Source organism: Pseudomonas sp. LS.1a (assembly GCF_022533585.1).
Classification (GTDB): Bacteria; Pseudomonadota; Gammaproteobacteria; order Pseudomonadales; family Pseudomonadaceae; genus Aquipseudomonas.
The window spans coordinates 5,153,172-5,178,215 of the sequence record NZ_CP092827.1 but is presented as its reverse complement, the minus strand read 5'-3'; the positions used below and the strand labels follow the sequence as shown (position 1 = coordinate 5,178,215).

The following is a 25,044-nucleotide window of genomic DNA, read 5'->3' as shown; positions in this document are numbered from 1 at the left end:
CATGAGCGACTCACTGGAACTCAGCCTGGACGGCGTAGAACGCCGCTCGCTGGCTGACTTCACCGAACAGGCCTACCTCAACTACTCCATGTACGTGATCATGGACCGCGCCCTGCCGCACATCGGCGACGGCCTGAAGCCGGTGCAGCGACGCATCGTCTACGCCATGAGCGAGTTGGGGCTCGATGCCGATGCCAAGCACAAGAAGTCGGCGCGTACCGTCGGTGACGTGCTCGGCAAGTTCCACCCCCACGGCGACTCGGCCTGCTACGAGGCCATGGTGCTGATGGCGCAGCCGTTCAGCTACCGCTACACCCTGGTCGACGGCCAGGGCAACTGGGGTGCGCCGGACGATCCGAAATCGTTCGCCGCCATGCGTTATACCGAAGCGCGTCTGTCGCGCTACGCCGAAGTGCTGCTCAGCGAAGTCGGCCAGGGCACCGTGGACTGGGTGCCGAACTTCGACGGCACCTTGCAGGAGCCGGCCGTGCTGCCGGCGCGCCTGCCCAATATCCTGCTCAACGGCACCACGGGTATTGCCGTGGGCATGGCCACCGACGTGCCGCCGCACAACCTGCGTGAAGTGGCCGCGGCCTGTGTGCGCCTGCTCGACGAGCCCAAGGCCAGCATCGAGCAGCTGTGCGAGCACATCCAGGGGCCGGACTACCCGACCGAGGCCGAGATCGTCACGCCGCGGGCAGAAATCCTAAAGATGTACGAAAGCGGCCGTGGCTCTATCCGCATGCGCGCCGTGTACCGCGTCGAGGATGGCGACATCGTCGTCACCGCGCTGCCGCACCAGGTCTCCGGGGCCAAGGTGCTGGAGCAGATTGCCGCGCAGATGCAGGCCAAGAAGCTGCCGATGGTCGCCGACCTGCGTGACGAGTCGGACCACGAGAACCCGTGCCGCATCGTCATCATCCCGCGCTCCAACCGCGTGGACGCCGATGAACTGATGCAGCACCTGTTCGCCACCACCGACCTTGAGAGCAGCTACCGGGTCAACGTCAACATCATCGGCCTGGACGGCCGGCCACAGCTGAAGAACCTGCGTGCGCTGCTGCTGGAGTGGCTGGAGTTCCGTACCACTACCGTTCGTCGCCGCCTGCAGCACCGCCTGGACAAGGTGGAGAAGCGCCTGCACCTGCTGGAAGGTTTGCTGACCGCGTTCCTCAACCTGGATGAGGTTATCCACATCATCCGTACCGAGGACCAGCCCAAGCAGGCCCTGATTGCCCGTTTCGACCTGACCGAGATCCAGGCCGACTACATCCTCGAGACCCGCCTGCGGCAGCTGGCGCGCCTGGAAGAGATGAAGATCCGCGGCGAGCAGGATGAACTGCTGAAAGAGCAGGCCAAACTGCTCGCCCTGCTGGGCAGCGATGCCAAGCTGCGCAAACTGGTACGCAGCGAGCTGATCAAGGATGCCGAAACCTATGGCGACGACCGCCGCTCGCCGATCGTCGAGCGTGCCGAAGCCAAGGCCCTGTCGGAAAACGAGCTGATGCCGACCGAGCCGGTCACCGTGGTGCTGTCGGAGAAAGGCTGGGTGCGCTGCGCCAAGGGCCACGATATCGATGCCACCGGCCTGTCATACAAGGCCGGCGATGGCTTCAAGGCTGCTGCCGCCGGGCGCTCCAACCAGTTTGCCGTGCTCATCGACTCCACCGGTCGCAGCTACTCGCTGGCCGCCCATAGCCTGCCTTCGGCGCGTGGCCAGGGCGAACCGCTGACCGGGCGCCTGACGCCTCCACCGGGGGCCACCTTCGAGTGCGTGCTGTTGCCGGACGACGACGCGCTGTACGTGGTGGCCTCGGACGCCGGCTACGGCTTCGTGGTCAAGGGTGAAGACCTGCAGGCCAAGAACAAGGCCGGCAAGGGCTTGCTCAGCCTGCCCAACGGCGCCAAGGTCATGACCCCGCGCCCGGTGGCCAACCGCGAGCAGGACTGGCTGGCGGCGGTGACCACCGAAGGCCGTCTGCTGGTGTTCAAGGTCAGCGACTTGCCCCAGTTGGGCAAAGGCAAGGGCAACAAGATCATCGGTGTGCCGGGCGACCGGGTGGCCAGCCGTGAAGAATTTGTTACCGATCTGGCCGTGATTGCCGAAGGTGCGACACTTGTATTGCAAGCCGGCAAGCGTACCCTATCTCTGAAAGCTGACGACCTGGAGCATTACAAGGGCGAGCGAGGACGGCGCGGCAGCAAGCTGCCACGTGGGTTCCAGCGGGTCGATGGGTTGCAGGTGGAAGTGCCGGCGTAACCGGTAGAAATGTCTGGAACGGCAATTTCAGCGTCGTTCCGGGCAGAAATGCTGGAGTCGGACGGTTATTTCGCGGATGATATGGCCCTTGCGGTGCCGGCGTGGCCGTGTGCCCGTTTGAATCTACATGTATCACTGCGGTTGGCCTGATGGCGACCGCCTGGATGGGATGATGAAATTTCTGCGCCTTCCATTTGCGCTGTTGATGACTGGCCTGCTGGGCCTTGGCGGGTGCACCATGCACCAGCCGGTTGCCCTGTACCAGCTCGACAGTGGTGATCCTGGCCAGCCTTCGCAGAGTGCAGGCATGGCCGTGGTACTCGGCCCGGTATCGGTGGCCGATTACCTGCAACGCGAGACGTTCCTGCAGCGTCAGGCCGACGGCAGCCTGACTTCGGCGACCGACGGTCGTTGGGCTGGCAGCCTTTCGTCGGATATCGACCAGCTGCTGGTGCGCCAGCTCGCCTGGCGCCTGGACAGCCAGCGCGTGGTGCTGGCCCCGGCGGCTGCCGGTTTCAACCCGGATGTACAAGTGCTGCTGTCGATCACTCGCCTGGACTCGGGCAAGGACCAGCCGGCCATTCTGGATGCCCAGTGGCGCCTTCTGGACCGCCGTGGCCATGTGCGTGACAACCGCATCGTTCACCTTGAGCAGCCGCACGCGGGCAGCGAGGCGTCGCAGGTGCAGGCCCAGGGCCAATTGCTGCAGAAGCTGGCCGAACAGCTGAGCACGGCGGTCAAGCCGCTGGCCAACCAGCCAGCGATTGCCGAAGAGTCGCCTAAGAAGCCAGCTGCGCCGGTACAGGTGAAGAAGACGCCAGAGAAATCCAAGATCCCGATGGCTGCACCAATTCGTACCGATATGGAAGTCTATCGGTTCTGATTGGACTGCCAGATACGAAAAAGCCCGCATTGCTGCGGGCTTTTTCGTATCTGCTGTTTTTGTACTGCCTGTAGCGGCCTCTTCGCGGGTAAACCCGCTCCCACAGGTTCGGCGCAGGTCCTGTGGGAGCGGGTTTACCCGCGAAGAGGCCAGCCCGGTATCAGGCCCGGCGTTCGTGCATCCGCGCCAACTGCCGCTCCAGCATCGACGGGTAGGGCTCCATCAGGCGCTCCACGCAGCAGGCGCCTTCCGGGCTGGCAATCGGGCGAATGCGGGCGCGCTGGCGAATCAGCGTGTCATCGCTGATCTGCCGCTCCACCAGCAACAGGTTGCGGCTGTGCTGCGACAGCGCCAGGGCGTCCTGGGCCTTCTCGGCCATCAGCAGGTCCACCAGCTCCAGCCCTTGCAGGTCGTTGCCCAGGGCCAGGCCCAGTTGCAACTGCAGGGTAATGCCGCTGTCCGCCACCTCGATCTGCAGGGCATGGCCCAGGGCGCGCAACAGTTCGCCGCAGCAGATGGCGTTGGTCAGGTAGTCCTCGCCACAGTCGCGGCTGTGGAACAGCACCAGGGTGCTGCCGTCGTTGAGCGTGTGGGTTTCACCGTCGTAGAGCGAGGCCGCGTGCTCCAGGCAATCGCGGTAGCGCTCGGTCAGTTCGGTCAGGCGCGTGCGTGGCAGGCGGCGCAGCTGCTCCTGCGACCCCAGTTGCACGGCGAGCACGGCGCTGTACTGCGGTTCGTCGGATTCGACCACGGTGGCCTTGGGCGCGCTGTCGTCGTCCAGCAGGCCGGCGAAGGCTTGTTCGTCATCGTCGTCTGCCTGGGCGGCAAACTTGGCGCGCGGTGCGGTCTTGGCTGCCGGAGCGGCGTCGTGCAGGTCGTCGTACTGCTCGTCGTCCTCTTCCTCAGGCTCTGGCTCAGGTGGCGGCGGAGGGGCCAGGCGCGCATGCAGCTGGCGAGCGATGTCGCCGATCTCGTCCTGGCGGTCGGTGGCCGGGGTATAGGGTTGCGGATCGCGCAGCCACACCCGCAGCTGCAGCAGCGGCAGGGTGATGAAGCGGCCTTGGCGCAGGCTCAGGGTCAGCGCCAGTACCAGCAGGATGGCGGCAAGGATGCCCATGCTCTGCAGGCTGATCAGCATCGGCTGCTGGAACTGGCTCATGTCCAGGCTGATGCGCAGTTGCCCGGCAGTCACGTCCTGGAAGGTGATCTTGGTCTGGTACAGGCCTTCGGCCTCGCCCAGCAGGCTGTTGCGCGGGCGCTGGCCGGCCTCGGCGAGGATGCGGTTGTCCACGCTGTAGATCGCCGCATGGGCCACCAGCGGGTTCTTCACCAGATTGCCGAGCAGCACGTTGAGGCTGAGGATGTCGTTGGCCACCAGCAGCTCGGTCGCCGAGGTGGCGGTCTGGGTGGTCAGGCTCTGGCCCAGGGCATCGGCCTGCTCGTGCATGGCCTGCTTGAACTGCAGGCCCATTACACAGGCGTAGATCACCAACGCCAGCGCCACCAGGAATATGTTGGTGCAGGCGATGCGCAGTGCCAGTGGCACGCGACGTTGACTCAGGGCGCGATAGATCATCAGGAAGAAGTTGTCTGCTTTGACGGGCGTGGGCCGGTTCACTGAGCTCGGCTCTTAATGGCATGAAAGTGTGGGGCAGTATAGCGAGCCGGGTTTTGTCGGCAAAGTATCGTTGGCGCCCGATGGTCACGGAAAATCGGTAGAATGCGCATTTTTCATCGAAGTCGGAGCCAGGTTGTGCGCGAAATCGTCCTGATCAACATCACCGGTGAGGACCGTCCCGGTCTCACTGCGGCTATCACCGGCGTCCTGCTGCAGGGCGGTGTGAGCATCCTCGACATTGGCCTGGCAGTCATGCACGGTACCTTGTCGTTCGGCATTCTGGTCGATATCCCGGACAACGAAGTGGCTACCGCCCTGCTGCAAAGCGTGCAGGCCAAGGCCCACGAACTGAACCTGCAGGCCCGCTACACGCCGATTTCCGAGGCGGACTACCAGCACTGGGCCGATGGCCAGGGCGAGGCGCGCCACATCGTCACCCTGCTCAGCCGCAAGATTACCCCCGAGCAGCTGCAGCGGGTGAGTGCAGTGATCAGCCATTATGGCCTGACCATCGAGCGTATCGAGCGCCTGTCGGCCCGTGTGGCGCTGGATGCCGAGACCGACAAGGGCAAGGCGGCCATCGAGATCTCCGTGCGTGGCGTGCCAAGTGACTCCCAGGCTCTGCGTGCCGATTTCTTCGCCTTGGCTGAAGAGCTGAGCGTCGACATTGCCTTTCAGAAAGATGACCTGTTCCGCCGAAACCGCCGCTTGGCGGTGTTCGACATGGACTCGACGCTGATCGAAGCCGAAGTCATCGACGAGCTGGCCAAGGCCGCTGGCGTGGGCGAGCAGGTGGCTGCGATCACCGAGCGCGCCATGCGCGGCGAACTGGACTTCCGCGCCAGCTTCAAGGAGCGCATGGCGCTGCTCAAGGGCCTGGATGTGGGCGTGCTGGACGAGATCGGTGCATCGCTGCGCCTGACCGAGGGGGCCGAGAACCTGTTTGCCGAGCTCAAGCGCCTGGGTTACAAGACTGCGATCCTGTCTGGTGGTTTTACCTACTTTGCTCGCCAGGTGCAGGCGCGGCTGGGTATCGACTATGTGTTCGCCAACGAGCTGGAAGTGGTTGATGGCAAGGTGACCGGCGTGGCCGTGGAGCCGATCGTCGATGCCCAGCGCAAGGCCGAGCTGTTGCAGAAGCTGGCCAGCGAAGAAGGCTTGCAGCTGGAGCAGACCATTGCCGTGGGTGACGGTGCCAACGACCTGCCGATGCTGTCGCTGGCCGGCCTGGGCGTGGCGTTCCGTGCCAAGCCGCTGGTGCGCCAGTCGGCCAAGCAGGCTATTTCCACCCTGGGGCTTGATGGCGTGCTGTACCTGCTGGGCTTGCGCGACCGCGACGCGCGCGGCTGATCGGGACTTTGGGGCTGCTGTGCAGCCCTTCGCGGGCACGCCCGCTCCCACAGAGAGAGCCGCGCTTACCCTGTGGGAGCGGGCGTGCCCGCGAAGGGCCGCACAGCGGACCCAATAAAAAGGCCCTGCAATGCAGGGCCTCTTTCATACTGCTCGAATCAAGCCTGCGCAGGCGCCGCCAACTGCTGCCCCATGCGCACCGCAGAACCAGCACCCAGGTTCTCAGCCCACTTCACCTGCTCCGGCCCGAACAGCACGATAGCGGTCGAACCCAGCTTGAAACGGCCCAGTTCGGCACCTTTCTCCAGATGGATCGGCGCGCGGCTGGCCTCGTCGTAACGGAAGGTCTTCAGCTCACGCTTGGGCGGCGTCACCAGCCCTGCCCACACGGTTTCGATCGAAGCGACGATCATCGCGCCAACCAGCACCACGGCCATCGGTCCGCGTTCGGTATCGAACAGGCAGACCACGCGCTCGTTGCGGGCGAACAGCTCGGGGACGTTCTCCGCGGTGGTCTGGTTGACCGAGAACAGGCGGCCCGGCACGTAGACCATTTCACGCAGGGTACCGGCCAGCGGCATGTGCACGCGGTGGTAGTCCTTGGGCGACAGGTAGATGGTGGCGAACTCGCCGCCCATGAACGGCGCGGCCATGGCCGGGTCACCGCCCAGCAGTTCCTGCGCGCTGAAGCCGTGGCCCTTGGCCTGGAAGATGCGGCCGTGCTCGATCGGGCCAAGCTGGCTGACGGCACCGTCGGCCGGGCACAGGATCGCGCCCGGGGTCTCGTCCAGCGGGCGGGCACCTGGCTTCAGGGCACGGGTGAAGAATGCATTGAAGTGCTCGTAGGCGCTCAGGTCTTCGACCATGGCTTCGGCCATGTTCACCTGGTAGCGCTTGGCGAACCAGGCGGTGAAGGCGTTCTTGAACCAGCGCACGCGGCACTCGGCAATGCAGCCGGCCAGCCGTGACAGCAGGTGGTGCGGCAGCAGGTACTGGCTGATGATGAACAAACGGGATTTCATGCAGGTTCCTTAGACTTCTACAGGCGTGTCCGGGTGGTTGCCCCATTCGCTCCACGAGCCGGCGTAAGCCTTGACGCGTGGGTAGCCGAGGGCCTTGGCCACCAGGTAAGTGAAACCGGAGCGGCGGTGGGTCTGGCAGTGGGTGATCACTTCCTTGTCGGGGGTGATGCCCAGGTTCTGCAGGACTTCGGCGATGTCCTGGCGGATGCGCAGGTGGTCGTTGAGGTCCATGCCGGCGGTCCACTCGAAGTTGATCGCGCCGGGGATGTGGCCGCCTTTGGCTGCCAGCACTTTCTCGCCGCTGAATTCCTGCGGGCCACGGGCGTCCCAGATGACCAGGTCGTCGGCGCCCAGGCGGCTTTGCAGGTACTCGCGAGTAGCGGTGGGCTCACTGTCGATGCGCAGGTGTACAGGCGTGTTGCCGCTGGCGGGTACTTCGGTGGAGAGCTTGTCGGCCGGCCAGGCCTGGATGCCGCCATTGAGGTAGTGGTAACGCTTGTGGCCGATCACGTCGAGCAGCCAGATGAAGCGCCCGGCCCAGCCGCCGCCTTCATCGTCATACACCACATACACGGCATCGTCGCGGTGGCCGAGTTCGCTGAACAGTTTTTCCAGCTCGCCCAGGGCCGGCAGCAGGCCGGGCGCGGGGGGCTGGCCGAGCTGGGTACGCTTGCCTTCGACGAAGCGTGCGCCGGGAATATGCCCGCTGACATAGCGGTTGGTGCTGCTCAGGTCGACCAGGATCAGCTGTGGCGAATCCAGGCGTTGCAGCAGGTCCGCGGCTTCGATTACCAGGGGCAGGCCGGAAAAGTCAGTCATCCACGGTCTCCAGTGTGGAAAGAGGGCCGATTGTAGCGCAAGGCTCAGGCCTTGCGGTTGGCAAACACCGACAGCGCCCGCTCGGTGCATTGTGCGGTCTTGCCGAAGGCTTGCACGCTGATATCGGCCAGTGGCCGGCAGCCCTGGTCAGCCACCATCAGCATCAGCACCTGGTCGTTCACCGCCAGCGAGCGCAGCAGCACGTGCTCGCTGCGGAACAAGGCGCGCAGCGGGGCCGGCAGCAGGGCCGAGAACTGGCTGTGGTTTTCCGGGGTGATGCGCAGTTGTCCAGCCTGGGCCAGCAGCTTTTGCAGCAGTTTGTTCTGCGATACCTGCAGGGCCAGGGCCCCGGCCTCCTTGGGCAGGCCGGCGAGTTGCTGTACTCGCAGGTAGTCGCTGGCCTTGTCCAGGCTCAGCAGCAGGATGCGCTGCATGCCGCAGGCCAGCAGGGCTTCGATGGCCTGGGTGGCCAGGTGCACGGTGTTGGTGAACGGGCTGGGCTGGGCCAGCAGGTGCTGGCACAGCTTGCGCCAGCGCGCCAGGTCGTCGCTGCTGGGCGGTGGCGGTGCCAGCATGTCCGGGTGCGGGCGACGCTGGTGCCAGGGCCAGATCAGCGCTTCGGCCGGGTGGAACAAGGCATGCTGGGCATGGCGGCGGGCGCTGGCCGCAGCCTGCTGGTGCACTTGCTGCTGCACGTCATCCAGCGAGGTCTGCAGGTACAGCGCGGTCAGCAGTTGCCAGCGCAGCAGGTGCGGGTTGTCCCAGCCCACCTGGGCCGCAAGGGCCAGGTTATTGGCCAGCAGCACGGTGTTGGCCGGCTGGTTGAACCAGCGGCGCAGGCCGGGCTCGGCATCCAGGCGGTGTTGCTGGCTGAGCAGGTCCTGGTCACGGGCGATATTGAGCACCTGGGCCAGCTGTTCGCGTTCTTCCAGCAGCAGGCGGTATCCCTGGGTCACCCATTGTGGCAGGCGCCAGTACTCCGCCATGGTCTGGCACAGCGCGATGATGCGCACGCCAAACAGCTCTTCCTCGACATGGGTGGCGTCCTCGCCCTTGTGGATAACCCGCAGCTCCCAGGTGTCGAGCAGCTTGGGGTAGGCCAGCGCCAGCGGCCAGAGTGGCGACAGGAACAGCAGGCTACCCCAGTGGATCTCCTGCCACAGCCGTGCCAGGCGGCTGGCGAACAGGCCGCTGGCCTGCTGCGAAGCGTGCTGGCTGATCAGCTGGAACTGGCACAGTACCGGCGGGATCTCTTCGACGGGTACCGCAGGCAGGCGCTTGAGCAACTGTTCGCTGCGCTCCAGACCCAGGCGGTTGAGGGCGACTTCCAGGCTTTCGGCTGGCTCGGCCAGGCTGGCATTGGTGGGGTGATTGGCTTCGCGCATCACCGACAGCACCAGTGCCGGGCTGTCCTGCATCAGTTCGGCGATATCGCGCAGCGAGCGGCGGCTATCGTGGATGGCGGCCATGACCCGGTCGTAGCTGTGCTTCGGCACGGGGATGCGAACACTCTCGAGCAGCTTTACCCAGGCCTCTAGCGTACGTGGAGCCTGAGCGGGCACCTTGGTTTCAATTGGCATTTTGACATCAGTCCGAACTGGCTTTTCGCATTGAGTGGCTATAGTCTGGCGCAGTTCTGCCGATAAGTAGAAGAAGAGTTTTAAAGCTCCCGCCTCTTCCCCTGACCACGACAGCAAGTGCTTTGAACCTATGGCTAAAATTATCGGCATCATCGTCGTATTCGCGAGCGTGCTCGGCGGATACGTGCTCTCCCACGGCAAGATCGCAGCGCTGATCCAGCCGTTCGAAGTACTGATCATCGGCGGTGCGGCCTTTGGTGCATTCCTGCAGGCCAACCCTGGCCACATGACCATGCACGTCATCAAGAAGTCGATGAAGATGTTCGGCTCGCGCTTTACTCACGCCTTCTACCTGGAAGTGCTGGGCCTGGTGTACGAGATCCTCAACAAGAGCCGTCGTGAAGGCATGATGGCCATCGAGGCCGACATCGAAGACGCCGCCGCCAGCCCGATCTTCGCCAAGTACCCGACGGTGCTCGCCGATGAACGCATGACTGCGTTCGTCTGCGACTACCTGCGCATCATGTCCACCGGCAACATGGCCCCGCACGAGCTCGAGGGCCTGTTCGACATGGAACTGCTGAGCATGAAGGAAGAGCTGGAGCACCCATCCCATGCGGTGACCGGTATCGCCGACGGCATGCCCGGCTTCGGTATCGTTGCGGCGGTACTGGGTATCGTGGTGACCATGGCCTCGCTCGGTGATGGTGACCAGGCCTCCATCGGCCTCCATGTGGGTGCGGCGCTGGTGGGTACCTTCTTCGGTATTCTGGCGGCTTACGGCTTCTTCGGCCCGTTGGCCAAGTGCCTGGAGCACGATGCCAAGGAAGAACTGAACCTCTACGAATCGATCAAGGCTTCGCTGGTGGCCTCGGCCTCGGGCATGCCGCCTTCGCTGGCGGTCGAGTTCGGGCGCAAGGTGCTGTACCCCAAGCACCGCCCAAGCTTCGCCGAACTGGAACAAGCGGTTCGCGGTCGCTGAGTCATGGAGAACAATCAGCCCATCATCGTCAAGCGCGTCAAGCGCTTTGGCGGCGGCCACCACGGCGGCGCCTGGAAAATCGCCTTCGCCGACTTCGCCACGGCGATGATGGCGTTCTTCCTGGTGCTGTGGCTGTTGTCCACGGCCACGCCGGAACAGAAGATCGCCATTGCCGGCTATTTCAAGGACCCGATCGGCTTCTCGGAAAGCGGCACGCCCTACGTCATCGACCTGGGCGGCTCGCCTCAGCTGGCGCCGGAAAAGACCATCAACCCCGAAGCCAAGTCCGAGCCGACGCCCGATACCAGCATCCAGCTGGACAAGGACCAGGTGGAGACCATGGCCGAGCAGGTCGAGCGTGAGCGCCTGGAGTTGCTGCTGCAGGAACTGCAGAACAAGGTGGAAGAGAACCCGCAACTGCAGAAGTTCAAGGACCAGATCCTGTTCGAGATCACCCAGGACGGCCTGCGCATCCAGATCATGGACGCCGAGAACCGGCCGATGTTCGACATTGGCAGCGCGCGCCTGCAGCCGTACTTCGAGGACATCCTGCTGGCCATGGCCGACACCATCAAGGCGGTGCCGAACAAGATCAGCATCAGTGGCCACACCGACGCCAAGCCGTATGCCGGCAGTGGCGAGTTCGGCAACTGGGAACTGTCGGCCAACCGTGCCAACGCCGCGCGCCGTGCGCTGGTGGCCGGTGGCTACCCGGATGGCCAGGTGGCACGGGTGGTGGGTTACGCGTCGTCTTCGCTGTTCGACCGCAAGAACCCGTTCAACCCGGTCAACCGCCGCATCGACATCATCGTGCTGACCAAGAAGGCCCAGCGCAACATCGAGGGTGAGCAGGGGACGCCGGAAGCACCGGCTGCTACGCCCGCAGCGCCGGGCGCTGCTGCACCGGCTGCGCCAGGGGAGACCGAGCAGGCACCCATGCAGCCGCGCGAGCTGCGCCAGAAGCTGAACATCTTCGAAGAGGGGACGCTGAAGATGGATGAGGCCAAGGACCAGTAAACCCTCTTTCGTCCTGCGCGGTCCCTTGTGGGAGCGGGCTTGCCCGCGAACACGGGCGAAGCCCGTGCCAACCACCGAGGTGCCTGCTTCGCGGGCACGCCCGCTCCCACAGGATTGGCGTAGCCCTCGAGCCTTGTGCAGAGCCTGTGGAGCAGGCGGTCAGTAGGCGTCTTCGGGCAAACTGGCAATGATCGAGCGGTAGCTGTTCATCCGTTGCTGCTTGATACGCCCCTCGTCCAGCGCCTTGAGCAGTGCACAGCCCGGTTCGCGATCATGCTTGCAGTCGCGGAAGCGGCACGTGCCGAACAGGTCGCGGAACTCGATGAAGCCATCCTCCACATCACTGCGGCTGACGTGACCCAGGCCGAACTCGCGGATGCCCGGTGAGTCGATCAGGTCGCCACCGTTGGGGAAGTGGTACAGCCGCGCGGTGGTGGTGGTATGGGTACCCTGGCCAGACCATTCCGACAGGTCGCCGACACGGGTGCCGGCGTCCGGCAGCAGGCTGTTGACCAGCGACGACTTGCCCACCCCCGACTGGCCGACGAACACGCTGATGTGGCCGTCAAGCATCTGCTGCAGGCGTTGCATGCCGTCACCGTGGTGCGCTGAAACCTCCAGCAGCGGGTAGCCCAGCTCGCGGTACACCTCTAGCAGCGCATGCAGGCCCGGGCCGTTCTCGTCGTTGATCAGGTCGGCCTTGTTCAGCAGCAGCAGCGGGCGAATGCCGGCATGTTCCGCCGCCACCAGGTAACGGTCGATCAGGTTGGGGTGCGGTTCGGGCGCGGGGGCGAAGACGATCACGATCAGGTCGACGTTGGCCGCCACCGGCTTCAGCTGGCCGTGGTTGTTCGGCCGGCACAGCTCGGTGCTGCGCGGCATCTGCGCGACGATCACGCCAATGCCCTGATTGCCCGCACGCCATACCACGCGGTCGCCGGTAACCAGCGCCGGCAGGTTGGCGCGCAAGTGGCAGCGGAACACCTGGCCGGCGACTTCGCCGTCCTGGGCTTCCACTTCTACCTGCACGCCGAAGTGCGCAATCACCAGGCCCAACTGCTCCGGCCCCAGGTCGCCACCCTCCAGTTCCTGCAGTACGTGCTGTTCGCGTTTGGCCGCACGCGCGGCGCGCTCGTTCTGGATTTTTTCGATGCGCCAGTTCTGGCGACGATTGAGCTGGCGTTTGGCCATGAAGGTTCCGTGCGTGGAGGGGCAGGTTGAAAACGGCAAGCAGTTTAGCACGCCAGGCGCCGGACCATTTCGCTTACCTTCGTGCCGTGAATGGGCGTGCCTTGGCCACTACGCTAATATGACGGCCTATACGAGGAGCCCCCGCATGCAAAACCCACAGAATCTGATCTGGATCGACCTGGAAATGACCGGCCTGGATCCGGACAGCGACGTCATCATCGAGATGGCCACCATCGTCACCGACAGCGAGCTGAATACCTTGGCCGAAGGCCCGGTGATCGCCATCCACCACAGTGATGAAGTGCTGGCGCGCATGGACGAGTGGAACACCCGCACCCATGGCGCTTCGGGGCTGACCCAGCGCGTACGCGAGAGCAAGGTCGGCATGGCCGAAGCCGAGGCGCAGACCATTGCGTTTCTCGAGCAGTGGGTGCCGAAAGGCAAGTCGCCGATCTGCGGCAACAGCATCTGCCAGGACCGCCGCTTCCTCTACCGCCACATGCGCAACCTGGAAAACTACTTCCACTACCGCAACCTGGATGTCTCGACCTTGAAGGAGCTGGCCGCACGCTGGGCGCCTGACGTGCGTGACAGCTTCAAGAAGGGCAACACCCACCTGGCACTGGATGACATCCGCGAATCGATTGCCGAACTGCGCCACTATCGCGAGCACTTCATCAAGGTGTGAGCCGAAAGGGCGCAGATATTGTATCTGCGCCCCCTTTTGGTGCCATGGGCAACTGGTTAGACTGCGCGCCTTTCTCGCTCGCCCGCACGGACCCCGCACCATGTTGTTGATGCTCTACCTTATCGCCATCACCGCCGAAGCCATGACCGGCGCGTTGTCTGCTGGCCGCCGCGGCATGGACTGGTTCGGCGTGGTGCTGATTGCCTGCGTCACCGCCCTGGGTGGCGGCTCGGTGCGTGACGTGCTGCTCGGGCATTACCCGCTGACCTGGGTGAAGCATCCGGAATACCTGGTGCTGACCAGCTGTGCGGCGCTGCTGACCATTTTCATCGCACCGATGATGCGCCGACTGCGCTCGCTGTTCCTGGTGCTCGATGCCCTGGGGCTGGTGGCCTTTACCCTGATTGGCTGCATGACTGCACTGGAGATGGGGCAGGGCATGCTGGTGGCGTCGATCAGCGGGGTGATCACCGGGGTATTTGGCGGGATCCTGCGGGATATCTTCTGTAACGACATTCCCCTGGTGTTCCGCCGCGAGCTGTACGCCAGTGTCTCGTTCGCTGCGGCGTGGTTCTACCTGGGCTGCGTGTACTTCAAGGTGCCGGCAGAGCAGGCGATGCTGCTGACCTTGTTTGGCGGGTTCCTGCTGCGGTTGCTGGCGATTCGGTTCCATTGGGAAATGCCCAAGTTCCACTACAACGACCAGCAGTAGTCTTGACATGCGTTCCCTGTGGGAGCGGGTTCACCCGCGAACACGGGCGCAGCCCGTGCCATCCACCGTGGTGGCTTCTTCGCGGGTAAACCGCTCTCATGCTGCACATTACTCGTTGAATTAGCAGGGACCCTGTGGGAGCGGCTTTAGCCGCGAACACCGGCGTAGCCGGTGCCATGCACCGCGTTGGATTCTTCGCGGCTAAAGCCGCTCCCACAGGGTACGAGGATCGCTTGCGAATTCAGTTGTCTGTGCAACAGCGCAGCCTAAAGCGCTGGGCAATCTCCCACAGGGGGGCTACGAAATGCCGTGCTGCGCCAGCGCCCACTCCACATGCTCGCGCACCAGCTCCGATGCATCCTCGCGTCGCGCCTTCAGCGCTTCGATCACCGGGATCGTCGAAGGCGCATTGCCCAACCCTACCGCCAGGTTGCGCAACCAGCGCTCATAGCCGGCCCGGCGCAACGGCCCGCCTTCGGTCTTGCGCAGGAAGGTCCGTTCATCCCACAGGAACATCTCTGCCAACTCGGCATTCTCCAGCCCGTGCCGTGGCTGGAAGTCCTGTTCCTGGCTGTGCCTGGCAAAGCGGTTCCACGGGCAGACGATCTGGCAGTCATCGCAACCGAACACCCGGTTGCCCATCTTTGAACGCAACTCGACGGGGATCGGCCCCCGCAGTTCGATGGTCAGGTACGAGATGCAGCGCCGTGCATCCAGCACATAGGGCCCGACGAAGGCCTGGGTCGGGCAGATGTCCAGACAGGCCTGGCAACGCCCGCAATGTTCGCTGGTGGTGGCTTCGTCCACCGGCAGTGGCAGGTCGACGAACAGCTCGGCGAGGAAGAAGTAGCTGCCCGCCTTGCGGTTGAGCAGCAGGGTGTTCTTGCCGATCCAGCCCAGCCCGGCCTGCTCGGCCAAGGCCTTTTCCAGCACCGGAGCGCTGTCGACGAAGGCGCGGTAACCGAACGGGCCGATAGCCTCCTGAATGCGATCGGCCAGGAACTGCACGCGCTTGCGCACCAGCTTGTGGTAATCCCGGCCCAGGGCGTAGCGCGACACGTAGGCTTTTTCCGGCTGTGCCAGGCGCTGCGCCATCTGTGTGTCGCCGGGCAGGTAGTCCATGCGCAGCGATACCACGCGCACCGTGCCGGGGATCAGTTGCTCTGGGTGTGCGCGCTTGCTGCCGTGGGCGCCCAGGTATTCCATCTCGCCCTGGTAGCCGGCGTCGAGCCAGCGCTGCAGGTGGTGTTCGTGTTCGCCAAGGTCGACCCCGGCGATGCCGACGTGGGCAAAACCGAGTTCTTGGCCCCAGATCTTGATCGATTGGGCCAGTTGGGCGAGGTCAGGCGTACAGGCGGACATGGATGGGCAAGGCAATACGGGCTCAGGTGCGTATAATTCTGCCAGACATTGGAGCCTTTGACCCCATGCCGCAGACCAAACACCCCAGCCATACCCCACAATTGCTCAGCAGCGTGACTGTCGCGCACCTGCCCGCACGGCATGCGCATGCCCATAAAGGCGACTTCGGCCATGTGCTGGTGGTCGGTGGCGACCTCGGTACCGGTGGCGCCGTGCTGCTCAGTGCCGAAGCCGCCTTGCGCTGTGGTGCCGGACTGGTCAGCGTGGCGACCCGGCCCGAGCACGTGGCCGCCAGCCTGGCGCGCCTGCCCGAGGTCATGTGCCTGGGCGCCAGTTCGGCCAACCAGCTGATGGGCGTGCTGGAGCGCGCTTCGGTGCTGGTGGTCGGTCCCGGTCTGGGCCAGGCAGCCTGGGGTCGCAGCCTGCTTTCGGCGGTGGCCAATGCCGAGCGCCCGCAGGTGTGGGACGCCGATGCCCTGAACTTGCTGGCGCGTACCCCGCTGGCCCTGCCCAGTGGCAGCATCCTTACCCCGCACCCGGGGGAGGCGGCGCGGCTGCTGGGCATTTCCACCGAGGCTGTGCAGGCGGACCGCCCGGGGGCTGCTCGCAAACTGGCGCGCCGTTACAACAGCGTCTGCGTGCTCAAGGGGGCCGGCACTCTGGTCGCCGACCCGGCCGGGCAACTGCTGCTGTGCGAACGCGGCCACCCGGCCATGGCTGGTGCCGGCCTGGGCGATGTGCTGACCGGTGTGCTGGCTGCGCTGCTGGCCCAGGGCCTGGATGCCTGGCATGCCGCGGGGCTGGGGGTATGGCTGCACGCCTGTGCCGGCGAGCGTCTGGGCGTTAAAGGTAGAGGCCTGGCTGCCAGCGATCTGGCGCCGGTCATTCGTGAGTTGTTGGAGGAGCATTCTGCGTGTCTGGCTTAAACCTGTTTCTGGCCGATGAAGCGGCCACGGTCAAATTCGGCGCACACCTGGCCGAGGTGACCGGCGGTCACGGCGTGATTTTTCTGGAGGGTGACCTGGGTGCGGGCAAAACCACGCTGTCGCGTGGCCTGATTCGTGGCCTGGGCCATACTGGTGCAGTGAAAAGCCCGACCTTCACGGTGGTCGAGCCTTACGAAATCGGTGAGGTGCGGGCGTTCCATTTCGACCTGTATCGCCTGGTCGATCCGGAAGAGCTGGAGTTCATGGGCATTCGTGACTATTTCGAGGGCGACCCGCTGTGCCTGTTCGAGTGGCCACAAAAGGGTGCGGGCGTTTTGCCAAAGCCCGACCTGACCATTACCATAAGCCCCCAAGCGGGCGGACGCTCGCTGATCCTTTCGCCGCAGGGGGCTCGCGGCGAGGCCTGGTGCGTTGCACTGGCCGAACACTATAAACAGTAAGTGGGGTAGGTATGCGCATACGCGCACTGGTCGCCATCGTTGGGCTGCTGCTGACAACGGTGACCGTTGACGCTCTGGCCGTCACTCAAGTCAAGAGCATGCGCCTGTGGCGCGCGCCCGACAACACGCGGCTGGTCTTCGACCTGTCTGGCCCTGTGCAGCACAGCGTCTTCACTCTGAGCGCACCTGATCGCCTGGTTATCGACATCAATGGCGCGACCTTGGCCGCGCCGCTGAACGTGGCTACCTCCAATACGCCGATCAGCAGCGTGCGTTCGGCCCAGCGCACCCCGACCGACCTGCGCGTGGTGGTCGACCTGAAAAAGTCGGTCACCCCCAAAAGCTTCACCCTGGCGCCCAATGCCCAGTACGGCAACCGCCTGGTGGTCGACCTGTACGACCAGGAAGCCGACGCCGTCGCGGCCAGCGCGCCGCCTCCGGCACCGGTACCAACGCCTGCAACCACGCCTGCTACCACCCCGGCAGTGCCGGTGACCCCGGCCCAGCCCGCCATCAAGCTGCCGCCGGTACCCAGCGGCAAGCGTGACATCGTGGTTGCCATCGACGCCGGCCACGGCGGCGAAGACCCGGGTGCGTCCGGCTCGCGTGGCCAGCATGAAAAAGACATCGTGCTGCAGATCGCCAAGGAACTGCAGCGCCAGATCAACAGCGAAAAAGGCTTCCGGGCCGAGCTGACCCGTACCGGCGACTACTTCATCCCGCTGCGCAAGCGCACGGAAATCGCCCGCAAGAAGGGGGCCGACCTGTTCATCTCGATCCATGCCGACGCCGCGCCATCCCGCGCTGCCTTTGGTGCCTCGGTGTTCGCCCTGTCCGACCGCGGCGCCACCTCCGAGACCGCGCGCTGGCTGGCCGACACGGAAAACCGTTCCGACCTGATCGGTGGTGCCGGTAACGTCAGCCTCGACGACAAGGACCGCATGCTGGCCGGCGTGCTGCTCGACCTGTCGATGACCGCCACGCTCAGCTCCAGCCTCAATGTCGGGCAGAAGGTGCTGGGCAACATGGGCCGCATTACCTCGCTGCACAAGCAGCGGGTGGAACAGGCCGGCTTCATGGTGCTGAAGTCGCCGGATATCCCGTCGATCCTCGTTGAAACAGGGTTCATCTCGAACAACAACGAAGCCGCCAAGCTGGCCACCGCCAGCCATCAGCAGGCCCTGGCTCGCTCGATCCACACCGGTGTGCGCCAGTACTTCCAGCAGAACCCGCCGCCTGGCACCTATATCGCCTGGTTGCGCGACACCGGCAAGATCGCCGCCGGGCCGCGTGAGCACACGGTGCGCCCTGGCGAAACCCTGGCGATGCTCGCCGTGCGCTATCAGGTCAGCGCGGCCAGCCTGCGTAGCACCAACGGCCTCAAGACCGATGAGCTCAAGGTTGGCCAGCGCCTCGATATCCCTGCCACCACATTGGCCTCGCAATGAGTGGTGGTTCGCGCATCCAGCTGCTCAGCCCGCGGCTGGCCAACCAGATTGCCGCCGGCGAGGTTGTCGAGCGGCCGGCCTCTGTCGCCAAGGAGTTGCTGGAGAACAGCCTGGACTCCGGCGCCCGGCGTATCGACGTGGAGGTGGAGCAGGGCGGCGTCAAGCTGTTGCGGGTGCGGGACGATGGCAGCGGCATTTCCGCCGACGACCTGCCGCTGGCCCTGGCCCGTCACGCCACCAGCAAGATCCGCGAGCTGGAAGACCTCGAAGGGGTATTGAGCCTGGGCTTCCGGGGTGAGGCCCTGGCCTCGATCAGCTCGGTGGCGCGCCTGACCCTGACTTCGCGTACCGCCAGCGCTACCGAGGCCTGGCAGGTGGAAACCGAAGGCCGCGACATGACCCCGCGGGTGCAGCCGGCGGCACACCCGGTGGGGACTTCGGTGGAAGTGCGCGACCTGTTCTTCAACACCCCGGCCCGGCGCAAGTTCCTCAAGGCCGAGAAGACCGAATTCGATCACCTGCAGGAAGTTATCCGGCGCCTGGCGCTGGCGCGCTTCGATGTCGGCTTCCACCTGCGTCACAACGGCAAGAGCATCCTCAGCCTGCACGAGGCCCACGATGAAACTGCCCGTGCGCGGCGAGTGGGCGCCATCTGTGGCCCGGGCTTCATGGAGCAGGCGCTGCCGATCGACGTGGAACGCAACGGTCTGCGCCTGTGGGGCTGGGTCGGCCTGCCAACCTTCTCGCGCAGCCAGGCAGACCTGCAGTACTTCTTCGTCAACGGCCGTGCGGTGCGCGACAAGCTGGTCGCCCATGCCGTGCGCCAGGCCTACCGCGATGTGCTGTTCAATGGCCGCCACCCGACCTTCGTGCTGTTCCTGGAGCTGGAGCCCAACGGCGTCGACGTCAACGTGCACCCGACCAAGCACGAAGTGCGTTTCCGCGAGGGGCGCTCGGTGCACGACTTCCTGTATGGCACCCTGCATCGCGCCTTGGCCGATGTGCGCCCGGAAGACCAGTTGGCTGCGCCTGTCGCCGTGCCCGAGATGGTCCGCCCCACGGGCCAGCAGGCCGGCGAGTTCGGCCCCCAGGGCGAAATGCGCCTGGCCTCGCCGGTGCTTGAACAGCCGCGTGCCCCGCAGCAGTCGTTTTCCAATGGCGGCAGTGGCGCGGGTTACCAATACCAGTACACCCCACGCCCCTCGCAGCCGCTGCCGGCCGCCGAGGCACAGGCGGTGTATCGCGAGTTTTACAAGCCGCTGGATGAAGGCGCGGCGCCGACGACGGCGTTGCCCGAAAGCCAGGGTGACATTCCCCCGCTGGGCTACGCGCTGGCGCAGCTCAAGGGCATCTACATCCTGGCCGAGAACGCCATCGGCCTGGTGCTGGTAGATATGCACGCCGCTCACGAGCGCATCATGTACGAGCGCCTGAAGGTGGCCATGGCCAGCGAAGGCCTGAGCGGGCAGCCGCTGCTGGTGCCGGAGACCCTGGCCTTGAGCCAGCGTGAAGCAGACTGCGCCGAAGAGCACGCGCAGTGGTTCCAGCGGCTGGGCTTCGAACTGCAGCGCCTGGGCCCCGAGACCCTGGCCATCCGCCAGATCCCGGCTTTGCTCAAGCAGGCCGAGGCCAACCGGCTGGTGCAGGATGTACTCGCAGACCTGATGGAATACGGCACCAGCGACCGTATCCAGGCGCACCTCAACGAGCTGCTCGGTACCATGGCCTGTCACGGTGCCGTGCGCGCCAACCGGCGCCTGGCGATCCCCGAGATGAATGCCCTGCTGCGTGACATGGAAAACACCGAGCGCAGCGGCCAGTGCAACCATGGTCGCCCCACCTGGACCCAGATGGGCCTGGACGACCTGGACAAACTCTTCCTGCGCGGTCGATGAAATGAGTGGCAAGCCCCCTGCAATATTCCTGATGGGCCCGACAGCGGCCGGCAAGACCGACCTGGCCATCGAGCTGACCAAAGTACTGCCGTGCGAGCTGATCAGCGTCGATTCGGCGCTGGTTTACCGCGGCATGGATATCGGCTCGGCCAAGCCGTCGAAAGAAATCCTCGCCGCTCACCCGCACCGGTTGATCGATATTCGCGACCCCGCCGAAAGCTATTCGGCTGCGCAGTTCCGTACCGATGCCCTGGAGGCCATGGCCGAAATCACCGCGCGCGGCAAGATCCCGCTGCTGGTGGGCGGCACCATGCTCTATTACAAGGCGTTGATCGATGGCCTTGCCGACATGCCGGCGGCCGATGCCGCGGTGCGTGCCGAGCTGGAGGCACAGGCCGAAGCCCTGGGCCTGGCCGAGTTGCACCGCCAGTTGGCCGAGGTCGACCCCGAGTCGGCGGCGCGTATCCACCCCAACGACCCGCAGCGGTTGATCCGGGCTCTGGAGGTGTACCGGGTGAGTGGCGAGAGCATGACAGCACATCGCCAACGTCAATTCGCGGAAAGTCGCGGCGCAGACGCAGGCGCAGGCGGGCATTTGCCCTATACTGTCGCGAGTTTGGCGATTGCTCCTACAGATCGTCACATTTTGCATCATCGAATTGCGTTACGATTTTCACAGATGCTGGAACAGGGCTTCGTCGACGAGGTCCGATCGCTGCGAGCCAGAAGTGACTTGCACGCCGGGCTGCCGTCTATACGGGCAGTGGGGTATCGGCAGGTCTGGGACTACCTCGACGGCAAGCTGACCGAGAATGAGATGCGTGAGCGCGGTATCATTGCTACCAGGCAGTTGGCCAAGCGGCAGTTCACATGGTTGCGTGGCTGGCCTGAAGTACACTGGCTTGACAGCCTGGCCTGCGACAATCTGTCCCGCACCTTGAAATACCTTGGGGCCATCTCCATATTGGGCTGAGTCCCTGCTGATTGCCGTCTATTCTTGCGAAGGGGCGGCCTAATTTATCGATTTTCTTGATTTTCTATTATTTATCCTTACAGGAGTGCGGCATATGTCAAAAGGGCATTCGCTACAAGACCCTTACTTGAACACCTTGAGAAAAGAAAAGGTCCCGGTATCCATCTACCTGGTCAACGGCATCAAACTGCAGGGTTCGATCGAGTCCTTCGACCAGTTCGTGGTACTGCTGAAGAACACCGTCAGCCAGATGGTCTACAAGCACGCCATCTCGACTGTGGTTCCTGCCCGTCCGGTTCGTCTGCCAAGCCCGTCCGATTCCGAACACGGCGACAGCGAGCCAGGCAACGCCTGATAGGAGCCTGCATTGTTCTTTGAGCGCCACGGTGGTGGTGAGCGGGCGTTGCTCGTTCACTTGGAAGGTCAGAACCCTGAGGCGCGCGAAGACCCGCAGGAGTTCCAGGAGCTTGCATTGTCGGCCGGTGCCGACATCGTCTCGCTGGTCACGGTGGCAAGGCATCAGCCTTCCGCCAAATACCTGATTGGCAGTGGCAAGGTCGAAGAGTTGCACGACCTGGTCCATGCCGAACAGGTAGACCTGGTGATTTTCAATCACACCCTCACGCCCAGTCAGGAGCGCAACCTTGAACGTGTGTTCGAGTGTCGTGTGCTCGACCGTACCGGGCTGATCCTCGATATCTTCGCCCAAAGGGCGCGTACCCATGAAGGCAAGCTGCAGGTCGAACTGGCCCAGCTCGAGCACATGAGCACGCGGCTGGTGCGCGGCTGGACCCACCTTGAGCGTCAGAAGGGTGGTATCGGCCTGCGCGGCCCGGGTGAAACCCAGCTGGAAACCGACCGCCGCCTGTTGCGGGTGCGCATTCGCCAGATCAAGTCACGCCTGGAGAAGGTGCGCAGCCAGCGCGAGCAGGCGCGCCGCGGGCGCAAGCGCGCGGATATCCCGTCGGTGTCGCTGGTGGGTTATACCAACGCCGGCAAGTCCACGCTGTTCAACGCCCTGACCGAATCCGAGGTGTATGCCGCGGACCAGCTGTTCGCCACCCTCGACCCGACCCTGCGCCGGCTCGAGCTGAACGACCTGGGGCCGATCGTGCTGGCCGACACCGTGGGCTTCATTCGCCACCTGCCGCACAAGCTGGTCGAGGCATTTCGGGCTACGCTCGAAGAGTCGAGCAACTCCGACTTGCTGCTGCATGTGATCGACGCCCATGAGCCGGAGCGCATGGAGCAGATCGAGCAGGTGCTGGCGGTGTTGGGCGAGATTGGTGCCGAAGGGTTGCCGATCCTCGAGGTGTATAACAAACTCGACCTGCTCGAAGATGTCGAGCCGCAGATCCAGCGCAATGCCGATGGCAAACCGGAACGGGTCTGGGTATCGGCACGCGATGGGCGTGGCCTGGAGCTGGTCGGCCAGGCGATTGCCGAGTTGCTGGGGGATGATCTGTTTGTCGGTACCTTGTGTCTGGAGCAGCGTTTTGCCCGCTTGCGCGCGCAATTCTTTGCCCTGGGTGCCGTGCAGAGTGAAGAGCATGATGAAGAAGGGCGCAGCCTGCTGAGCGTGCGACTGCCCATGGTCGAACTGAATCGCTTGGTCAGCCGCGAAGGCATGGAGCCGCAAGTGTTTGTCGAGCAACACACTTTGCAATAAATGCTCGTCGAGGTCGCCGGGCAGCAATGACAGGCATTCTGTAGCATTGGACGGCGCGCCGTGGGCGCGTCTTTGCTTTATCAGATGGAGAGCGCTATGGCTTGGAACGAGCCGGGTGGCAACTCGAACAATCAGGATCCCTGGGGCGGCCGCCGGAATGGCGGTGGCGGCGGTGGTGACAAGAAAGGTCCACCGGACCTGGACGAGGCCTTCCGCAAATTGCAGGACAGCCTGAACGGCATGTTCGGCAGTGGCAAGAAACGTGGCGGCGGTGACCGCAATGTCGGCAAGGGCGGTGGCCTGGGCCTGCTGGGCATCGGCCTGGCGGTACTGGCTGCGATCTGGCTGTACAGCGCCGTGTACGTGGTCGACGAGCAGGAGCAGGCCGTGGTGCTGCGCTTCGGCAAGTACTATGAAACGGTCGGCCCCGGCCTGAACATCTACTTCCCGCCGATCGATCGCAAGTACATGGAGAACGTCACGCGCGAGCGTGCCTACACCAAGCAGGGCCAGATGCTGACCGAAGACGAGAACATCGTCGAGGTGCCGCTGACCGTCCAGTACAAGATCAGCAACCTGCAGGACTTCGTGCTCAACGTCGACCAGCCTGAGGTCAGCCTGCAGCACGCGACCGAGAGTGCCCTGCGCCACGTGGTGGGTTCCACCTCGATGGACCAGGTGCTGACCGAAGGCCGCGAGCAGATGGCCGTGGATATCCGCGAACGCCTGCAGCGCTTCCTCGACACCTACCGTACCGGTATCACTGTTACCCAGGTCAACGTCCAGAGCGCGGCAGCCCCGCGTGAAGTGCAGGAAGCCTTCGACGACGTGATCCGTGCCCGCGAAGATGAGCAGCGTGCCCGCAACCAGGCCGAGTCCTACGCCAATGGCGTGGTGCCGGAAGCCCGTGGTCAGGCCCAGCGCATCATCGAGGACGCCAACGGTTACCGCGACGAAGTCATCGCCCGTGCCAAGGGTGAAGCCGACCGCTTCACCAAGCTGGTCGCCGAGTACCGCAAGGCACCTGACGTGACCCGTCAGCGCCTGTACCTGGAAACCATGCAAGAGGTCTACAGCAATTCGAGCAAGGTCATGGTGGCAACCAAGGACGGGCAGAACAACCTGCTCTACCTGCCGCTGGACAAGATGGTCGAAGGCAGCCGCAACCCGTCCGCGCCGACCACTGGCGTGTCGCCATCGGTCAACGATGCGGCCGCCCGTGCGGCGCAGGACCTGCAACAGCAACAGCAGCCGCTGCGCACTAGGGAGAGCCGCTGATGAGCAACAGATCGCTGATCGCCCTGATCGCCGCCGTGGTCCTGGCCATCGTGGCCTGGAACAGCTTCTACATCGTGTCCCAGACCGAGCGTGCGGTATTGCTGCGCTTCGGTAAGGTAGTCCAGGCGGATGTACAGCCGGGCATGCACGTGAAGATTCCGTACGTGAACCAGGTGCGCAAGTTCGACGCCCGCCTGATGACCCTCGACGCCCCGACCCAGCGGTTCCTGACCCTGGAGAAGAAAGCGGTGATGGTCGACGCTTACGCCAAGTGGCGCGTCAAGGACGCCGAACGCTTCTACACCGCCACGTCCGGCATGAAGCAGATTGCCGACGAGCGTCTGTCGCGTCGTCTGGAAAGCGGCCTGCGTGACCAGTTCGGTAAACGTACCCTGCACGAAGTGGTTTCCGGTGAACGTGACGCGCTGATGGCTGACATCACTGCTTCGCTGAACCGCATGGCTGCCAAGGAGCTGGGTATCGAGGTGGTCGATGTGCGCGTCAAGGCCATCGACCTGCCGAAGGAAGTCAACCGCAGCGTGTTCGACCGCATGAGCACCGAGCGTGAGCGTGAAGCCCGCGAGCACCGCGCCAAGGGTAACGAGCTGGCTGAAGGTATCCGTGCCGATGCCGACCGTCAGCGCCGCGTATTGCTGGCTGAGGCCTATCGCGAAGCAGAGGAAACCCGCGGTGACGGCGACGCCCAGGCGGCCGCCATCTACGCCAAGGCCTACACTCAGGACCCTGATTTCTACGCGTTCTACCGTAGCCTGCAGGCGTACCGCGAGAGCTTCTCGAGCAAGAGCGACGTGCTGGTCCTGGACCCGAAGAACGAGTTCTTCCGCTTCCTGGACAAGAGCAGGCCGTGATGCTCAGGCCCTGATTCTCATGCAGCGGCGCCCCGCCTGGC

At 64.4% G+C, this 25,044-nt stretch carries 22 protein-coding genes; 16 read left to right on the top strand and 6 right to left on the bottom strand.

Going from position 1 to position 25,044, the window contains the following annotated elements; all coding sequences use genetic code 11:
• Window position 1 precedes the first annotated feature (1 nt).
• Both parC and MKK04_RS23900 read left to right on the top strand, forming a co-directional pair.
• Complete coding sequence (gene parC / locus MKK04_RS23905) at window positions 2-2,260, top strand: DNA topoisomerase IV subunit A (RefSeq protein WP_207828660.1); 2,259 nt, start codon at window positions 2-4, stop codon at window positions 2,258-2,260.
• Window positions 2,261-2,432: 172 nt separating this feature from the next.
• Entirely contained in the window at window positions 2,433-3,143 is a 711-nt protein-coding gene (locus tag MKK04_RS23900; RefSeq protein ID WP_063911940.1) for a PqiC family protein, read from the top strand.
• Between the two features lie 160 nt (window positions 3,144-3,303).
• Here the strand turns inward: MKK04_RS23900 and MKK04_RS23895 are convergent, their stop codons facing one another.
• Window positions 3,304-4,761 (bottom strand): AhpA/YtjB family protein, encoded by a 1,458-nt coding sequence (locus MKK04_RS23895; protein ID WP_241106034.1) that lies wholly within the window; start codon window positions 4,759-4,761, stop codon window positions 3,304-3,306.
• 135 nt (window positions 4,762-4,896) lie between these two features.
• Between MKK04_RS23895 and serB the strand changes: the two genes are divergently transcribed.
• Window positions 4,897-6,111: a phosphoserine phosphatase SerB gene (gene serB / locus MKK04_RS23890; protein WP_063911938.1), complete on the top strand. Its 1,215-nt coding sequence runs from the start codon at window positions 4,897-4,899 to the stop codon at window positions 6,109-6,111.
• A gap of 158 nt (window positions 6,112-6,269) precedes the next feature.
• On the opposite strand, the gene asd is transcribed toward serB, so the two are convergent.
• From asd to MKK04_RS23875, 3 genes are read right to left on the bottom strand one after another with little or no spacing between them, the layout of a single operon-like run.
• Window positions 6,270-7,133: an archaetidylserine decarboxylase gene (gene asd / locus MKK04_RS23885; RefSeq protein WP_063911937.1), complete on the bottom strand. Its 864-nt coding sequence runs from the start codon at window positions 7,131-7,133 to the stop codon at window positions 6,270-6,272.
• Window positions 7,134-7,142: 9 nt separating this feature from the next.
• Window positions 7,143-7,952 (bottom strand): rhodanese-like domain-containing protein, encoded by an 810-nt coding sequence (locus MKK04_RS23880; protein ID WP_233687336.1) that lies wholly within the window; start codon window positions 7,950-7,952, stop codon window positions 7,143-7,145.
• A 44-nt stretch (window positions 7,953-7,996) separates the two neighbouring features.
• Window positions 7,997-9,532 (bottom strand): HDOD domain-containing protein, encoded by a 1,536-nt coding sequence (locus tag MKK04_RS23875; RefSeq protein ID WP_207828671.1) that lies wholly within the window; start codon window positions 9,530-9,532, stop codon window positions 7,997-7,999.
• A gap of 130 nt (window positions 9,533-9,662) precedes the next feature.
• Here MKK04_RS23875 and motA point away from each other — a divergent pair, with 130 nt between their 5' ends.
• Both motA and motB read left to right on the top strand, forming a co-directional pair.
• Window positions 9,663-10,514 (top strand): flagellar motor stator protein MotA, encoded by an 852-nt coding sequence (gene motA, locus MKK04_RS23870; RefSeq protein ID WP_015272014.1) that lies wholly within the window; start codon window positions 9,663-9,665, stop codon window positions 10,512-10,514.
• A gap of 3 nt (window positions 10,515-10,517) precedes the next feature.
• The gene (motB, locus tag MKK04_RS23865) at window positions 10,518-11,531 is read left to right on the top strand and encodes a flagellar motor protein MotB (RefSeq protein ID WP_207828673.1); all 1,014 of its coding nucleotides are present in this window, start codon (window positions 10,518-10,520) and stop codon (window positions 11,529-11,531) included.
• 159 nt (window positions 11,532-11,690) lie between these two features.
• On the opposite strand, the gene rsgA is transcribed toward motB, so the two are convergent.
• Window positions 11,691-12,722 (bottom strand): small ribosomal subunit biogenesis GTPase RsgA, encoded by a 1,032-nt coding sequence (gene rsgA / locus MKK04_RS23860; protein WP_063911933.1) that lies wholly within the window; start codon window positions 12,720-12,722, stop codon window positions 11,691-11,693.
• Window positions 12,723-12,867: 145 nt separating this feature from the next.
• On the opposite strand from rsgA, the gene orn reads away from it, so the two are divergent.
• Window positions 12,868-13,410: an oligoribonuclease gene (gene orn, locus MKK04_RS23855; protein ID WP_003258152.1), complete on the top strand. Its 543-nt coding sequence runs from the start codon at window positions 12,868-12,870 to the stop codon at window positions 13,408-13,410.
• Between the two features lie 100 nt (window positions 13,411-13,510).
• The gene (locus MKK04_RS23850) at window positions 13,511-14,122 is read left to right on the top strand and encodes a trimeric intracellular cation channel family protein (protein ID WP_063911932.1); all 612 of its coding nucleotides are present in this window, start codon (window positions 13,511-13,513) and stop codon (window positions 14,120-14,122) included.
• A gap of 297 nt (window positions 14,123-14,419) precedes the next feature.
• Here MKK04_RS23850 and queG read toward each other — a convergent pair whose 3' ends face one another.
• The gene (queG, locus tag MKK04_RS23845; RefSeq protein WP_233687338.1) at window positions 14,420-15,484 is read right to left on the bottom strand and encodes a tRNA epoxyqueuosine(34) reductase QueG; all 1,065 of its coding nucleotides are present in this window, start codon (window positions 15,482-15,484) and stop codon (window positions 14,420-14,422) included.
• Window positions 15,485-15,549: 65 nt separating this feature from the next.
• Between queG and MKK04_RS23840 the strand changes: the two genes are divergently transcribed.
• The 9 genes from MKK04_RS23840 (at window position 15,550) to hflC (ending at window position 25,003) form a co-directional block, all read left to right on the top strand.
• Window positions 15,550-16,410, top strand: coding sequence for an NAD(P)H-hydrate dehydratase (locus tag MKK04_RS23840; protein ID WP_207828677.1), 861 nt, complete (start codon window positions 15,550-15,552; stop codon window positions 16,408-16,410).
• Between the two features lie 2 nt (window positions 16,411-16,412).
• Entirely contained in the window at window positions 16,413-16,871 is a 459-nt protein-coding gene (tsaE, locus tag MKK04_RS23835; RefSeq protein ID WP_243434030.1) for a tRNA (adenosine(37)-N6)-threonylcarbamoyltransferase complex ATPase subunit type 1 TsaE, read from the top strand.
• Between the two features lie 11 nt (window positions 16,872-16,882).
• Entirely contained in the window at window positions 16,883-18,319 is a 1,437-nt protein-coding gene (locus MKK04_RS23830) for an N-acetylmuramoyl-L-alanine amidase (RefSeq protein ID WP_063911928.1), read from the top strand.
• Window positions 18,316-20,214, top strand: coding sequence for a DNA mismatch repair endonuclease MutL (mutL, locus tag MKK04_RS23825; RefSeq protein ID WP_207828679.1), 1,899 nt, complete (start codon window positions 18,316-18,318; stop codon window positions 20,212-20,214). The genes MKK04_RS23830 and mutL overlap by 4 nt, the downstream gene beginning before the upstream one ends.
• A 1-nt stretch (window position 20,215) precedes the next feature.
• Window positions 20,216-21,187, top strand: a complete 972-nt coding sequence (gene miaA, locus MKK04_RS23820) for a tRNA (adenosine(37)-N6)-dimethylallyltransferase MiaA (RefSeq protein ID WP_063911926.1) — start codon at window positions 20,216-20,218, stop codon at window positions 21,185-21,187.
• A 94-nt stretch (window positions 21,188-21,281) separates the two neighbouring features.
• A complete protein-coding gene (hfq, locus tag MKK04_RS23815; protein WP_003258160.1) occupies window positions 21,282-21,542 on the top strand; it encodes an RNA chaperone Hfq in 261 nt (86 codons plus the stop codon).
• 12 nt (window positions 21,543-21,554) lie between these two features.
• Window positions 21,555-22,856, top strand: a complete 1,302-nt coding sequence (gene hflX / locus MKK04_RS23810; RefSeq protein ID WP_015272005.1) for a ribosome rescue GTPase HflX — start codon at window positions 21,555-21,557, stop codon at window positions 22,854-22,856.
• A gap of 96 nt (window positions 22,857-22,952) precedes the next feature.
• Window positions 22,953-24,134: an FtsH protease activity modulator HflK gene (hflK, locus tag MKK04_RS23805; protein WP_063911925.1), complete on the top strand. Its 1,182-nt coding sequence runs from the start codon at window positions 22,953-22,955 to the stop codon at window positions 24,132-24,134.
• Window positions 24,134-25,003 carry a protease modulator HflC gene (hflC, locus tag MKK04_RS23800; RefSeq protein WP_063911924.1) on the top strand — a complete coding sequence of 290 codons (870 nt, stop codon included), beginning with the start codon at window positions 24,134-24,136 and terminating at the stop codon, window positions 25,001-25,003. The genes hflK and hflC overlap by 1 nt, the downstream gene beginning before the upstream one ends.
• The last annotated feature ends 41 nt before the right edge of the window (window positions 25,004-25,044 follow it).